General features: G+C 48.7%; 11 protein-coding genes. 1 reads left to right on the forward strand and 10 read right to left on the reverse strand.

The annotated features are described in order from the left end of the window. Positions 1-39: 39 nt before the first annotated feature. Complete coding sequence (locus tag PSE6802_RS0123510; protein ID WP_019502485.1) at positions 40-582, forward strand: hypothetical protein; 543 nt, start codon at positions 40-42, stop codon at positions 580-582. Positions 583-745: 163 nt separating this feature from the next. Here the strand turns inward: PSE6802_RS0123510 and PSE6802_RS0123515 are convergent, their stop codons facing one another. The 10 genes from PSE6802_RS0123515 to ribBA form a co-directional block, all read right to left on the reverse strand. Continuing rightward, positions 746-2,002, reverse strand: a complete 1,257-nt coding sequence (locus tag PSE6802_RS0123515) for a hypothetical protein (RefSeq protein WP_019502486.1) — start codon at positions 2,000-2,002, stop codon at positions 746-748. Between the two features lie 35 nt (positions 2,003-2,037). Continuing rightward, positions 2,038-3,357, reverse strand: coding sequence for an acyltransferase family protein (locus tag PSE6802_RS0123520; protein WP_019502487.1), 1,320 nt, complete (start codon positions 3,355-3,357; stop codon positions 2,038-2,040). Between the two features lie 18 nt (positions 3,358-3,375). Continuing rightward, positions 3,376-6,972 carry a tetratricopeptide repeat protein gene (locus PSE6802_RS31460; RefSeq protein ID WP_019502488.1) on the reverse strand — a complete coding sequence of 1,199 codons (3,597 nt, stop codon included), beginning with the start codon at positions 6,970-6,972 and terminating at the stop codon, positions 3,376-3,378. A gap of 19 nt (positions 6,973-6,991) precedes the next feature. After that, entirely contained in the window at positions 6,992-7,894 is a 903-nt protein-coding gene (locus PSE6802_RS0123530; protein ID WP_071592319.1) for a M23 family metallopeptidase, read from the reverse strand. 17 nt (positions 7,895-7,911) lie between these two features. Next, complete coding sequence (locus tag PSE6802_RS0123535; RefSeq protein WP_019502490.1) at positions 7,912-9,021, reverse strand: MBL fold metallo-hydrolase; 1,110 nt, start codon at positions 9,019-9,021, stop codon at positions 7,912-7,914. Positions 9,022-9,233: 212 nt separating this feature from the next. Then, positions 9,234-11,108 (reverse strand): serine/threonine-protein kinase, encoded by a 1,875-nt coding sequence (locus tag PSE6802_RS32250; RefSeq protein WP_083901738.1) that lies wholly within the window; start codon positions 11,106-11,108, stop codon positions 9,234-9,236. Continuing rightward, positions 11,105-11,275 carry a hypothetical protein gene (locus tag PSE6802_RS33865; protein ID WP_019502492.1) on the reverse strand — a complete coding sequence of 57 codons (171 nt, stop codon included), beginning with the start codon at positions 11,273-11,275 and terminating at the stop codon, positions 11,105-11,107. Before PSE6802_RS33865 ends, PSE6802_RS32250 begins: the two co-directional genes overlap by 4 nt. Next, complete coding sequence (locus PSE6802_RS0123550) at positions 11,272-11,835, reverse strand: Uma2 family endonuclease (RefSeq protein WP_026103505.1); 564 nt, start codon at positions 11,833-11,835, stop codon at positions 11,272-11,274. The genes PSE6802_RS33865 and PSE6802_RS0123550 overlap by 4 nt, the downstream gene beginning before the upstream one ends. A 103-nt stretch (positions 11,836-11,938) precedes the next feature. Continuing rightward, positions 11,939-13,828, reverse strand: a complete 1,890-nt coding sequence (locus PSE6802_RS0123555) for an ABC transporter ATP-binding protein (RefSeq protein ID WP_019502494.1) — start codon at positions 13,826-13,828, stop codon at positions 11,939-11,941. 15 nt (positions 13,829-13,843) lie between these two features. Further along, on the reverse strand, positions 13,844-15,556 hold the full coding sequence (gene ribBA, locus PSE6802_RS0123560) for a bifunctional 3,4-dihydroxy-2-butanone-4-phosphate synthase/GTP cyclohydrolase II (RefSeq protein WP_019502495.1): 1,713 nt from the start codon (positions 15,554-15,556) through the stop codon (positions 13,844-13,846). Between the last annotated feature and the right edge of the window lie 49 nt (positions 15,557-15,605).

Raw genomic sequence — 15,605 nt, forward strand, 5'->3', positions numbered from 1 at the left:
ATTCAATTAGTTAATGGTTGGAGTGAAAGGAACCCGATTATGGCAAAAACTAAGAAAGTACAATTAGGTGGGTTGCCACCTCGCTATAACTTTCTACTCAATCCTTATCCCAACGAACGGCTTTGGCGCTGTCCTCACTGCGAAAAGAAAAGCGGACAACGAAAGTTGCCGTTACTGATTCATGTCAAACCGTCCAATCTTATTGCGCTCAACTATACATGTCGCTATTGCAAAGACTGCGATCTACTCATCGGGCATAAAACAGAAATCGAGCACCTGTTAACAGAGATTTTTCGCCAACGAGATCCAGAAGCGATCGGGAATGACTATCTGATTGTTGGCACAGTAGAAAAAAGCACTTGGCGCGAAGGTTTAAACCACCACCAAAACATAGCTGACATGTTAAGTCATATGAGCGACTTTGTTGAGTACGAGGGAGAGCTAAGGATGACTAGAGGGGGTTATTATCCAATCGATGTAGAACCACCAGTCATGGAACCACCTCCATCAGAGGAATGGGTCAAGTCAAACAATATTTCTTCACGCGATCGCCTATCTTGGACGAAAAAAGGCTTTGGGTAAGAAAGTTCACAGAGTTCGCAATAAAGCAAAAGTACTGCTCTCTTGAAATATAGCGTTTTTCAATTGAGAACGGGTTTTATTTTTGGGGTGAAGGGGTTCCACCCCTTCTTGGGGGCAACGCCCCCAAACCCCCTACTCCTTCCGATCTGAAAACCGCTATATATTATGCAGACTGAAAATGGGCGATGCCCTGCTCGATATCGATCCACATGGCTCGATAGTCTTCCTCGCGCAGCAAATCCCGGATCTCTAACGCCCGATCGCGATCGCAAATTAAAATTAACGGCTCGGGCTGAGTAATTAGCAGAACCATTTCAATTTCGGGAAGATTAAACTGACGAATCTCTTTGCGGTTAATTGCAAACCTGAATTTCTGCCGATCGATGTAGACGTGCTTGACCTGGCTAATCTGAGCGCCGCGCCCGATCGCGATCGTAGTGGCGATCGCTACAGCTATCCAATCGATCCAGGACAAATTTGGCTGGAAGAAAAAGTTAAAAATCCCACTAAAATCCAGATAAACAATTTCGCTGGCGCGGTAGTAGGTAATTAAAGTATCCAGCATTTCGCCAAAGCGCGACATAAAGCGCGTCAGTAGCAAAGTAAAGAGCAGAAAACCCGATTCATGAAAGACTTTACCGAAAAACTGCCATGAATGCCCAAAAGTCCAGCGCGAAAAGATATGCCATCGCTGTGCTGTTTGAGTTAACCCCACAGCGTTATTACGGGTTGGGTTTCGACTTGCCATTCTCATAGAACTTGATGTTCGAGCGATCGCTGGATCGGCATACGCCCTTTGTCCCTCGCTGTCTCGAAATACAATCCGTACCTCAAACAGATCGGCAAGCTCGCGCGCGCGATCGATGGCATCGATCGCCCGTGGTTCCTCATACATCAGCAGGTTGGTTTCATCCGTTAGAATAAGCTCTACTTGCCATGCACGCGCGATCGCCGAGTCAAATGCCCCGCCATTAGCGCGAATCGCTCTAATCGCAATATGGCTGAGATGATGGCGATGAAATCGCATTTGTCGGGGTTCTTCAAGCGGCGATCGCATTGTCCACGCCACCATACCGTCTTTACTCGCGGTCAAAGAGGTAACACTTCTCTCTTTACCATGAAAATATCGTCGCTTAGCCAGCAGGCGATCCACATACCAGAGGCAGCTAAATAGGATAATTACGGAAGTTTGGTATTTCTCCAGGCGAAAAGTCAGTAAAGAAAGCAGGCAGAATACAATAAAAAGAACCAGGTTTAAAATCTCATTATCTACTTTTTCCCCTTTGACTAGCTCCGTCCAAATCGCGCGATCGATATATCTTCTCACAGAATCCACAGCTTTCTTGAGCAGTACGATTGGCATCAAGAATTTTGTATAGAATTCTGGACTGCGATTAGGGATGTGACCTTGAAACTTCATGGGCTATCCCCCAAAGTAGTGCATTCATAACAATCCTAAGATCTACCGACAAAACGCCAGCGTGTAGCTGGCAACTCGACTAAATAGAAAGTTACAGTTGCCACTAAGGTGCAGAGAAACATCACAGTTCCTACCTTGATGAAGAATAACTCCAGGGGAATTTGCGAAGTGACAAGGGGAGTAATTCGACGAATAATTGGCATGTGCCAGACATATATGCCATAGGAGAGGTAACCGAATACTTCAATTAATCTAATCGGATTGCGAATGCAAGCGTGAATGGAGAATTTTTCGTTGTCTAAATGCCCTTGATAGGCCGATCCCGCTTCAAAGCAATAAATCAACAAGGCAGCTATTAATGCTGTAATTATTGGCAAAATAAAGAAACTGTTAGCAGTTCTAATCCCAGGTTCGGCACCGGGGATATTACGCATCTCATTGTGATATATGTGATATGCCGAATAGAAATGGAAAGCGATCGCGAGGCTTACTGCTGCAAATTTTCCCCACCAGTCCGGTAGCCTGAGCCTGAGTTTGTACTTCTGCGAGCCATTACTACCATTACTGTCAACCTGCACAGAATCTTGAACGTGTTCCTGAAGATGCGATCGCATTTTGCGCTGTTTTTGCTCCTTTTGATACTGAATCAGTGGATTTAGGAAAAATCCGCACATAAACATATCCAGATTGCTCACCAATGGTGTATACCAATAGGAAATTACACTCGCTCCCGATCGCAGATCCATCACCCAAAACAGCAGGCGCAACAAAGTGACAAACAGGATGACTGCCCCAACTGCCATGAAAATTTGCCTGGGTTTGGTGTAGCGATCCTTCACAAATCCATAGATAAATGGAACTAGCAAATAGAACTGAACTTCGGTGGATAGCGACCAGAGGGGGCCGTTGAAATCCACAGGCAAAGCGTGGTTGTAGGTGAAAGTGCAAATTCGGACTAGATAGCCCCAATTCTCTTGCTTGAGTAGATCGGTATAAACGAACACCACCAAAATTAGCACTGCAAAAAAATAGAGGGGAAATACCCGCAATACGCGATTGCGCCAAAACTTGAGAATGCCATCCCAACTGAGTTGATAGCGCCCTGTATAAAATAGCTTGCCCATCAAATAGCCCGATAGGCAGAAGAAAGTGCGCAGATACGCACCGCCAGCCGCAAAAAATAACCAGCTCAGGTCATAGCCTTGATAAACGACCGCACTTCTGGGCGGCGAGCAATGGGCGACAACAACAAAGAAGCAGGCGATCGCTCGCATGGCTATCAGTACGTCGAGGCGATTGGTTTGAGGCTTAGCTGTCTCTATGGCAGAGCTAGAGTAGGATATGCTTGGTTTCATTACCAGTCAGGTTGCAGGTTAATTGTTGGTGGATTGCACCAATTCCGTTAGAACAGTATACAAATCCGCCGCATACTTTTGGGGATTCCATAAAGGGGACAGGCGATCGCTTTCCTTAGACTGTTGTAGTTTTGCCCGCACGGATTGAAGCAGGTCGGGATCTAAACCAAAGCGCACGCCCCACGCCACGTAATCCTCCCAGGTACGGGCAATACCCTCGGAAATCCCTAACGTGTTTAAAAAGGATAGTCCCATGCGGGCAAAAGAGCGATCGCCAACCCGAGTTACCAAGGGCAGGTGGCACCAGAGTGCCTCTACGTTATGAGTACCGCCATTGTAGGGGTATGAATCAAGGGATACATCGGCGATCGCATAGGTAGTGCGATGTTCTTCTTCGGTAGCAGAACGCGGCAGAAACATAATGCGATTGAAGTCCACGGATTGAGACTCGCATTCTCCCCGATACAGGGATTTGATAATTTCCACATCGCCAATGCCTTTATGGATGAGGACGGACTCAGGTACGCGCTGGAGAATCTCGATCTGAGCCTGTAAGCTTTCCATACTGAGTTTATGTCCTGGCGCAGAGAACAAATAGACTACTTGTGCGGGCTGAATGCCGTATTGAGCGCGTACTGCGTCTCGATCTACAGAAACACAGTCAAACCCACTCACGGCCATGTGGGAATCCGGCATCCGCAGCAACTGTTCCAGGTAATCCACCTCGACCCCAGGTGGATGGGTATGCCAGTCGCAGATTTCGTAGTTGCGATCGCAAATAAATGGCGCATCAAATGACGGCCAAGTGAGACAGACTTTGGCAGGTCGATAGTGCATGATTTCAGTATGAACGAGATTCATAATTGAATCGAGATCGATCAGGACATCGAGATCGTCAGCGATAATTCTGGTGGTAATTTCGCGGGCGATCGCGGCAGGTTCTGTCTGCTTGGTGCGATAGAATTTGTCAGTAATTTGAGCGAATTTCTGAGTGCGATCGTCCTCGGAAAATTGGCGCGTAGTATAGATGTAGATATGGGGAGTTAAATGGCCTAACTCGCGCATGAAATCGCAAGCACACCAGCCAATGGGATGCCGCTTGAGATGCATTGAGATGAAACCAATTCTCAGATTCTGGTTAATTACACCATTGCTTTTCCGGGCATGCGCTTGAAGCCCTGGATCGCATGCCCTAGTGGATCGTGCTGCTGCGACTAAATCGCTCTGAGCTACTAGAGCGATATATTTGGCACTAATTAATTTGCTGAAATTGGCATCGGCAGCGCGATCGTCGCGCATAAACGGGAGGAAATACAAAAGCTTGACATAGAGAGCTTCCAGTTCGATCGCGCTGAGATAATCGCGTTTGCGATCGACGCGCTGCTCTAATTCCAGGAATCGCGCCGTTGCCTCCTGGTGCAAGCCAGATTTGAGATAAATCGCGATCGCGCACACAAAAGGGATGACCTGCTCCCGTTCGCCGCAGGCGCGTACAAAGGAATCTGCTGCTTCTCTCGCTGCGGCTAGATCCTGCTGAGAGAGAATGTTAAATAGCTGATAGTGAGCTTCGGCGCAATCCGATCGCACTTGCAAAGCACGCTGCAATGGGGCGATCGCTTCAGCTAACCGATTTTGCCTTTGGAAGATGGTAGCAAGATTAATGTAGCACTCAACGTAGGCGGGTTCGATTTGTAACACTTGCTGAAAAAGACTGGCAGCCTCAGGCAAGTTTCCTTTTTCCATCAAGATTGTGGCGAGATTGAATTGCGCTTCGATAAAGTTAGACCTCTGCGCGATCGCTCGTGCATAGGCAGGAATGGCGGCATCGATTTGCTTTAATTCCACTAAGGTATTAGCGAGATTGTAAAATGCTTCAGGATAATGTGGTTGGCGGGCGATCGCGTCTCTGTAGCTAGCGATTGCAGCATCAAGATCGCCTTGTTTTTTTAAGGCATTGCCCAAACTGTAGTGGGCTAAGGCGTTGTCTGGCGCAAGTTCGGCACAGATACGATAGCTAGCGATCGCGGCATCGAATTTCCCCTGCTTCATGAAAATGACACCTAGATTAAAGCGAACTTCCCATCGCTCTGGATGCAAACTTAATAGAGTGCGATAGATATTGGTGGCTTCCTGGAGGCAATTGCGCTGTACGAGGGCATTAGCTAAATTTAAATGTATGTCCGCTGAGAATCGCTGCGGTGCGATCGCCAGAGCGTGATATTTACACAACAACGCCTCTGTGGGCTTAGATTGCTGGTGCAAGATATCTCCCAACTGCCAATAGGCATTGATGGCACTAGGCTCGATCGCGATCGCTTTTTGATAATAAGCGATCGCTTCGTTAAGTTTATTTTGCTGTTGTAACTGTTGTGCCTGTTCTATGTATGGATGACTGGAGCCTCCCAGTAGCGCTATAGAATTTAATAGATCTCGATCTGAAGCGGTAGCGCTTTGCTCTCCAGCTTGAAATACTGCCAGCAATCGATCTACAACCCGCTCCCATGTAAACCCCTCCGCCACAAATGCGGGACCCTTCTCGCGACTCAGAGCGATAAACGATGGACTTTCTATTACTTCCGCCATTAAAGTAATGAGATGGTCGATATTAGGTTCTAAATAGATGGGCTTTTCGTCATAGGTTTTGTCAACCTTGAGGGTGCTGTCAATGCGTTTGGCAAAATCTGGCATAGTGAAATCATCGGTCGAACCGCCTGCGGTGCATATTACGGGCAGTCCGCAGGCGATCGCCTCTAAGACTGGTAAATTAAATCCTTCAGCAATATAGGGAGAGACATAGACATCAGCGGCTTGATATAGCTTAGCTACTTGCGCAAATGACATCGCCTCGCCAATGTAGGTAAATCGCGATTCAATTCGTGCCATCTCGGCAGTAGTAAGCACGTCGCCAATTACCCTCTTTAAATCTCCAGCGAAATCTTTACCTGGAAAGAGCGAATTTACTCCTTTCAAGATTAATCTAGCCGTGGGGTAGCGCTCGGCGATCGCGGCAAAGGCTTTAAATAGATAAGGCAAACCTTTGTTACGGGTGGGATTGCCCACGTTCAGAAATATAAAGTCACGCTGCCATCCTAATGCCTGACGTAATTGCTGCCGACTCTCAGGATCGAGCGGCTTATAGATATGTGGATCGACACCGTGCGGCACGACTTCTAAGCGATCACGATCGGCTCCGCTGCGGAGAAAGCCTTCTCGCGACCACTGCGAGGAGGTAAGAATAACCGCGCTGGAATCAGCATGGGCTTGCCCAAAAGATGAGATGCCCATTGAGATCAGATCGCTGGTAATTACATGCCCCCATTCGGTTGTGCTGAATACAAAAGTACGAACTGCGGAAGAATCTCTCAAATTAGGGGGATAGGACATGCGCAACCGCACGTCAATAGGTTGCGAGCCTGAGGGCTGAGGAATATTACGGAGCGACTCCTCGTCTGTGGCATTAAATAGACCGCCGGACGGTTGCCAGGGCTTGAGAAACGGCACGTCAATATGAAAGATTTTTAGATTCCGCCGTTTTAACATTTCCAATAGCTGGAATTGATTGATTACCGCATAGGAATGCGGTACAAATCGCCAGCCCTCAATTAGGATTCGCATAATCTACGCATAGCAGAATCTATTCGATACTTTGGCTGCGCCAGGGAACCGGATTGACAGCAAGACCGTTCACGTAAAATCCCCAGTGCAGATGCGGCCCCGTGGTAGCGCCAGTGGAGCCAACTCCTCCTACGGTTTGACCTGCTTGCACGAAGTCACCTTCTCTCACATCAATGCGACTGAGGTGCAGGAATATGCTCTCGACACCTTGCCCGTGATCGAGACCGACCACATTACCGTGAATGCGAAACCCATCTCTTTCTCTCCCAACTAGGCGCACTTGCCCCGCTGCGGGCGCGACTACAGCAGAACCAACTTCACCAGCATAGTCAACCCCACGGTGGTAATAGTCCTTCGCAAATACGCCGTTATAGTTGCGGCGCACGCCAAAGCCTGACGTAACTGGCCCTTCGTTCGGTCTGAGCAAAGCTCCCTGCCAAAACTTCTGCGGCGTAACTAGGCGCTTGAAGGCATCAACGCGATCGAATTCGCGATCGGTTCCTTCAATTGAAGCAGTATTGTCATCCATCCAAATATCCTGGATTGGGAAGCGTCGATCGCGCAGTTTCAGGTCGAACTTTTGCGATCGCCCCTCTCCTACCACCTCGATCCGTTGCTTTCCCGGTCGATCTAGGGGCGTGGTGGGAATAAAGGCACGCCAGCGATTTTGCCCTATCCTAAAAGCGGGATATTGTTGGCGGTTCATCACTACCACAGGCGCATTACTGACGGCATCTGCTGGCTGCTCCATCTGCAATGTGACGGAGATGGTATCGCCCAGTTGGGGGTTGCTGGGCGCGATCGCAGCTTGGAACGCTTCTGCGTTGGGGGGACTGATAAACATGGCGATCGCACCGATGACAGCAGCGATCGCCACACCAAAAAACATCAAAAATAGATACCTAAAACGACGTAGTTTCATGTCATTTCCCAAATCTTTTAAGGGATCAAAGGAATGGTAGCACTGCGCGTAAACTGGTCGTAGGCAACCTCTAAGTTGCTACGCATTCCAGCATTATTAGGCGCATAAAGGAGCTGAAACTTGTATTCCTTATAGGCATCGGGTACCTTGGCATATTTAGCAAATACCTCTTCTTTCGTCAGGTTTTGTGCTTTCCACTCCAGAGCGCGCCTTTCCAGATCGCTGAAATAAGCTTGCAACTCCTGCATCCCTGCTTTATTCGTTACGTCTCCGTGCCCGGGTACGACTGTAGCATCGGGATAGGTAGCAATTAGCCTGTACAAACTGCCCTGCCAGTCGCGGATATTCCCATCACCCACATAGGGAATGCGTTTATTAAAAACGATATCACCTGCAAATAGGACATTAGAATCTGGCACAAAGGCAATCAGATCCGTGCCGCCCGAGTGCCCTTCTACTCTTTGTAATCTTACAAGGCGATCGCCCAGCCAAATATCGCTTTCACTATTGACGATAATGTCAGGCAATTTGAGATTTGGATCGAGATCGCGGTTGCGACCCGCCATAAATTCTCTGATCGTGCCTCTCCCCATAATGGGAATGCCCTGCGCTGCGGCCACCGAATTGCCACCGGTATGATCGAAATGGTAGTGGGTATTAAGCACGTATTTCACGGGCTTGTCAGTCAGGCTCTTGACCGTATCCAGCATTAAGGTAGCCAGGGATGGGTTTTGAAACGGATCTATAACCAGGACGCTATTACTGCCAACTACAATGCCACCATTACAAATAGCAATTTTTGCCGGATCGCTAGGGGGGAAATCTGTACTGGAAATTAAGCCGTAGACTCCACCACCCAACTCTTTTAGCGTTAAGCCCGCTGCGGTCAGACCCGGGCTTGATGGTTTTACCTCTGGTGCCTTGGGCGGGGCAGGTTGTTCCGGTTCAGATGGGGTTGGGGTAGACGGCTCGGGCTTCGATGGTGCAGGGGTCGAGGCTGGAATATCATCGAGGGGATTTGCCACTGCGTAATTATGCCAACCAGTCCAGCCTGTATGCCAGCCGACGATACTGCCAAAGGTAATGACAGCGGCAAGTAGAGACACCCAAAAGTACCTGATTTTCATGATTCTATGCTTAACTACGCCTATATTGAGAGCTTGAGCTAGTTTAAAACATTAATCATAAATCTGCGATCTATTTACTTGATTAACTCCGAGCCGTTGGGATCCAAGAGGTTAAATTTTCGGTAATGTCCCAAATCTGTGGGCTGACATTATGAAATTAATGAGGGCAGGACTTGCACAGAAACAGTAACCACAGATTCAGCGCACTACCTTTATGGCTTAATGAAATGTTGGGATTTACTGTGTTTGCTGCGGTCAATGCGATCGCGACGCACACTGTTAAGAACCAATCTGGTTAAGCCAGTTAAGCCAAAACTTAAACCCAAACCTAGAATTAGGGCTGCGATAACCAACAATTTGAGCAACCGACCCGATCCCACTAGCATTATGTAGGGGAGAACCCCCATACTGAGACCTAAACCTGCGGTCACTACTACTAACAAGATACTTTTGCCGCGATTAATACCGTTTTGGCGCGATCGCTTGAAGGTTCTGCCAACTGCCGCACCGAACATGGCATAGAGCAAAGGTGCTCCAAATATAATTACTGGTTCGAGTCTACTGTTACCTGATATGAGAATTACGACAACAAAAGCTAGGCTCATGAGTACCACCCCAAACACCGTCCAGCCTAATGCTTTAGCGTCAGCACCATACCTGGCATTCGATACAGTGGCAGCACTTGTTATTAGGAAAGAGCCAACAAAATAGATGACTGCTAGGAAAAAGTTCTTATAGCTGTAAATAGAACTAATTGCCAACATCAGAGAATAACTAACTGTAGTTCCTGTGAGAGTGGCGATCGCTAGCAGTACTGGTAGCCAGAGGTAAGGAGGTTGTCGTCTTGCAATTCCGGGGGCTGTTTTAACGGTAATTGGAATGTGGATGGTTTCTGTTTCCAGGTTAGTATGCAGAACAAGCGTGCGATCGTAAACTTCACTCGCTATTAATGGTGTTGTATCTACAGATATCCAACATTCGGCATTGCCAGTGAAGGTTGCGGGATCGAATGAGATCCAGGCACGATTGTCAGGGGTATGCGGCGGATCGCTAGGATGTGGAGCTACTTCCCATTTGCCCTCTAGTTGAAGAGTTTGAGAGATATCTGCCTGTGATGTGAATCTAGAGTTGGAACCATTGACTGAGATGGCAGAGCGCATCTGTTCGCCCACAAAAGTCGCTGTTAACTCCAAGCTTTTTCGACTGACCTGCACGTCGGGAAGGCGAACTATACTTGCCGATTGGAGTGCTGCCAGAGCGGCGGAGGCATTGGCAAAGCGATCGGAGCGCTTGGGTGCTACCATGCGCTCCAACCAGGTAATGAAGCGCTGACTGAGGTTGGGCAATAGAGGTTGAAAATTAATTCTGCCATCGTCATCGGTGATGGTATCGATCGCAGTGGATTTAGTATTCGTCAGCAAGCAAATCAGAGTTGCACCAAGTCCATACAGATCGGTGGCTTCATTCAGTTCGCGGTTGCGTAGTTGTTCGGGAGCCATAAAGCCGAAGGTGCCTGCTGCCACGCTACTCATCGCAATTTCGCCTGTGCCGATGCGAGCAAAACCAAAATCAATCAGATAGACATTTCTGTTCTCATCAAGCAGAATATTCTCGGGCTTGATATCGCGGTGTATAATTGGAGGGATACGATCCTGAAGATATACAAGGATTTCCAAAACAGCGATCGCGATTTGCTTAACAAGATCGCCATCGTAGCTACGCGCTTCTGAGAGAGGCTTGGCATCTTTATATTCCTGCACGATGCAGTAACCATCATCAGTCTCAAAGGAACCCAAATAGCGAGGGATTCCAGGGTGGGATAAGTTTTGTAGAACTTGCATCTCTCGCTCGATCGCTTTAAAACCAGACCAGTCAGCACCTTTAACAAACTGAAACTGCTTGATCGCCACCAGACGTTCGATTCCCTCTGCATTATTGCTTGGGATCGACAGATCTTTAGCGAGATAAACAACACGACCACCCGCTGAGTTTTGACCGAGTTGTCTAATGACCTCAAAACCGGATTTAGAGAAGTCGGGTAAGTTATGCATGGTATAGGGGGAGAGACGGCACTTGCCTACCATCATAGGTAGCTTTGGTTGTTATCGCGCAGCGATCGAGATCGCAGGTAGTATGCGATCTCGATCGCTAGTTTCCTCGACACTGAAGCATTAGGTTTTGCAGATTGCCAACCAGGACGAGGGCAGTAAAGAATGGAATTAGAGAACGGAAAGGCGATCGCCGCAGTATTCACACCAACAACCAATCAAACAAATCCTTGACCGTAAGCTTTAGCTCGCTTGCAAACGGTGGCACTGGTAAAAGAGCTTCTGGCTCGTCAAATACCTCAGGTTCCTGTCCGGGACGATAGACAAATATAGTTTTCTCCTCCGGATCGATGAGCCACCCCATCAAAGTGCCATGCTTCAAACAATGCAAAATATTTTTGGTCACCCTCGTGTGACTCTGGTCGGGTGAAAGAATCTCAATTGTCCAGTCCGGCGGGATGAGAAATGCATTAGCTACGCCACCATTTTCCTTACGCGGGATGCGTTCCCAAATAAATACAGAGATATCGGGTACAGTTGACCGTCCACCAAAGGTACACCGCAGTTCTGAGAAAGCTCGTGCAATTCGCTTAGGTCGGAGAATTGCGTTGATTGCCGATGCGAAATCAGTTTGAATGGCGCTATGTTCTCCTTGGGGCATTGGTTTCTGAATAATTTGACCATTAATGTACTCGCTGGCAGGTTTCGTTTCTGGTTGTCGCAGAAACTCCTCCAATGTTAAAACTCTAGAAGGTGTCTGTACCATAATCATCGCGATCGCTAGTTGCTTCAACTCATTTTACAACTACTACCCGCTTTGCCAAGCGTATAATGGGTTAAACCGCCAGTAACTTGAACTGCTCGCAACATCAAGCCTTGATTCCCGTTTGTACGCGCCATAGATTGGCGTAGATTCCTTGTCGATCTAGTAAGTCTTCATGCCTTCCCTGCTCGGCGATACGCCCCCGATCCATGACATAGATCCGATCGGCATCGCGGACGGTAGAGAGACGGTGGGCGATCGCGATCGTGGTGCGATTTGCCGTGATTTGTTCTAGAGATTTTTGGATGGCTGCTTCGGTTTCGTTATCTACAGCGGAGGTGGCTTCGTCTAAAATCAGGACAGCCGGATCGCGCAGGACGGCACGGGCGATCGCTAGGCGCTGCCGCTGACCGCCGGATAGCTTTTGACCGCGCTCTCCCACAATCGTATCGTAGCCTTCGGGTAATTGCTCGATAAATTCATGGGCTTCTGCTACTTTAGCTGCCTGTACGATCTCGTCAACAGTAGCATCAAAACTGCCGTAGGCAATATTTTCCAATACCGAACCGTGAAAGAGAAAGACATCCTGACTGACCCAGCCGATGCAGGAGCGCAACTCTTGTAATTGCAAGTCTCGAATATCGATCCCATCTAAGGTAATTTTGCCCTCAGTCACTTCATATAGGCGCATAATCAGCTTTACCAGCGTACTTTTGCCAGATCCAGTCGCGCCTACTACCGCGATCGTTTTGCCAGCCGGTACGTGCAGCGACAGATCGCTAACCACTGGGAAACCTTTTCTATAGGAGAAATTTACATGGTGGAACTCGATTTCACCGCGCACTTTGTATTTGTGTTTATATCCATTCGAGGTGCTTCCGTTAACTTCGGATGTGCGAGCGTAGGAATTCCGCTCGGAGATATAGCGATCGGATAGTGGAAATGATAGATGTCTGGAGGGAATCTCAATCGGTGTATCCAGGAGATTCATGGCGCGGTTGGTGGAAGCCATGGCACGCTGGTACTGGTCGAGGGTTTCGCCCAGGCGAGTGAGCGGCCAGAGCAACCGCTGCGTTAGAAATACCATGACGCTATAGGCACCAACAGCAAGTCTGCCAGCTTCCACTTCCAAACCGCCAAATAGTAACGTAGCGATAAATCCCACGAAGACGATAATGCGAATTAGGGGCACGAATGCGGCACTTAGAGCGATCGCGCGTCGGTTGCTCTGGCGATATCTTTCGCTTTCGGCGGCAATGCGTTTCTGCTCGTAATCTTCTGTGGTGAAGCTTTTGATCGTGGTAATGCCACTGAGATTATTGGATAGCTGTGCGTTCAGTAGACCGACTTTTTCGCGCACGTCGGCATAACGGGGGGCTAGAAGTTTTTGGAAAGCGATCGAACCCCAGAGAATAAATGGCATGGGTAACATCGCCATCCAGGCGACACCCGGCGCTAGTATAAAGAACGCCACACCAATAATAATTACCGTGGTTGCTACTTGCAGTACCTCATTCGCGCCGCCATCGAGGAATCTCTCCAGTTGATTGATGTCGTCGCTCAGAATTGCCATCAAGTTACCTGTATTGCGCTCCTCAAAAAAGGATAGTTCCAATTGTTGCAGGTGTCCGTAGGCATCGAGGCGGAGATTGTGTTGAATATTTTGCGCCAGGTTTCGCCAGAGTCGGGCATAGGCATACTGAAATGCCGATTCCAATCCCCAGACAACTGCACTGGCAAGCGAGATTACTATTAGTTGCCACCATACCTCTTTAATGCCCCAGATGCCCAAGAGGGAATTCTGTCTTTGTACGACCGTGTCAACTGCCGTCCCAATTAATGCAGGTGGAGCCAGATCGAATAGTTTATTCAAAATGGAGCAACTACTAGCTAGGGCAATTTGACGGTTATAGGCATGACCGTAATTCAGCAGTCGTACTAGGGGATGCGGTAATTTCTGGGATGTATCGGATTTGGTAGAAAGGGGCGATCGCATGTCAGCTAATTGTTCCTAGGCACGGGGATAAATTTGCTTGTATTGGTAGGTAATACCTGGTTGCCACTCGATCTGAGGATCGAAGTTTTGTTCGTAGCTGCCATTATTAGCTGCATTAGTCATATCGGTTGACGATCGCAAAGATGCCAAGACAGACTGGGGACTGGCGACGAAGAACTTAAATTCGATCGCGTCAGGTAGTTGAGTTAGCGCGTTCAGTACCTGGGCGATCGCCTGGCGATAGGGGTGTTCCAGGTGCGCGTACCAATCACCCACATTTGTATTGGCAACATCGAGTCCAAGATGCACGATCGTACACTGCGGTGCGGTCAAAGTTGCTAAGGGAGAGCCAGCATGATAGGCGACCCCAAATCGGGCAGCGGCGGCGAGCGATACTTCTTCTTGCATGAGTAGATCGGCTCCATGGGCGAGCGATCGCAGTTTATCTTGACCTCGATCGCCATAGTCAGTACCTGGGGGCATAGACCAGCGCACAAACAGGGTAATTAGTCTGGTTTGCAGTAAGAGGTGTCCTAGTTTTTCGGCCTTAGTTTCCAGGTAGCGCAGATTATATTCATTAGTTTCGATCAAGAGGGGCAGGCGACCGACCACCTCAATCCCAAACCCCTTAAGACCGGCAATTTTACGCGGGTTATTCGTAATCAGGCGCATCCGTCGCACGCCCAGATCGTATAAAATCTGCCCGCCCACGCCATAGGTGCGCAGATCCGGCGCAAAGCCCAAGCGTTCGTTGGCTTCCACCGTATCTAAGCCCAAATCCTGGAGCGAATAGGCTTTGAGTTTGTTAATCAGGCCAATGCCTCGACCTTCCTGACGCAGATAAACTACTACGCCCGCGCCCGCATATTCGATCATTTTGAGCGCGCTTTGCAACTGCCCCCGACAGTCGCAGCGCAGGGAACCCAAGGCATCACCCGTCAGGCACTCTGAATGCACGCGCACGATTACTTCTCGATTGGGGAACTGACTGGGATCGCCCTTGACAATGGCAACGTGTTCGGTGTTGTCCAAACTGTTGCGGTAAGCATAAATGTCGAAGTCCCCAAACTGCGAGGGTAGCTTGGCAACTGTCTCGCGGTGTACAAACCGTTCGTGTTCCAAGCGATAGCTAATCAGATCGGCAATACTGATCAGCTTAAGGTTGTGCTTCTTGGCATATTCGATCAACTCCGGTAGGCGTGCCATCGAGCCGTTATCATTTTGAATTTCGCAGATTACGCCCGCTGGATATAACCCTGCCAGGCGTGCCAAGTCTACAGCAGCTTCCGTGTGCCCCGCCCGCTTGAGCACGCCACCATCGCGACTCCGCAGCGGAAAAATATGACCGGGGCGGCGCAGATCGTCGGGCTTGGTACTGGCGTGGATTGCTACCTGGATCGTGCGCGAGCGATCGTCGGCAGAAATACCAGTAGATGTCCCCACTTTGGCATCGATGCTAACTGTAAAAGCAGTTTGGTGGCTATCAGTGTTTCGATTTACCATGAGGGGCAGATCTAGCTCGTCGAGGCGATCGCCTGTCATGGCTAAACAAATTAAACCTCTAGCATGGGTAGCCATGAAATTAATCATTTCTGGCGTGGCAAACTGGGCAGCACCCACCAGATCGCCTTCATTTTCACGATTTTCATCATCGACTACGACAATCGTGCGCCCTGACTGTAGATCGTGCAGGGCTTCGGGGATCGGATCGAACAGAAACTGTTGCAAGGCTATATTATGTAAGGCTGTTTAAAATTACCTGCTTTCATCATAATCA

This window comes from Pseudanabaena sp. PCC 6802 (genome assembly GCF_000332175.1).
Classification (GTDB): domain Bacteria; phylum Cyanobacteriota; class Cyanobacteriia; order Pseudanabaenales; family Pseudanabaenaceae; genus PCC-6802.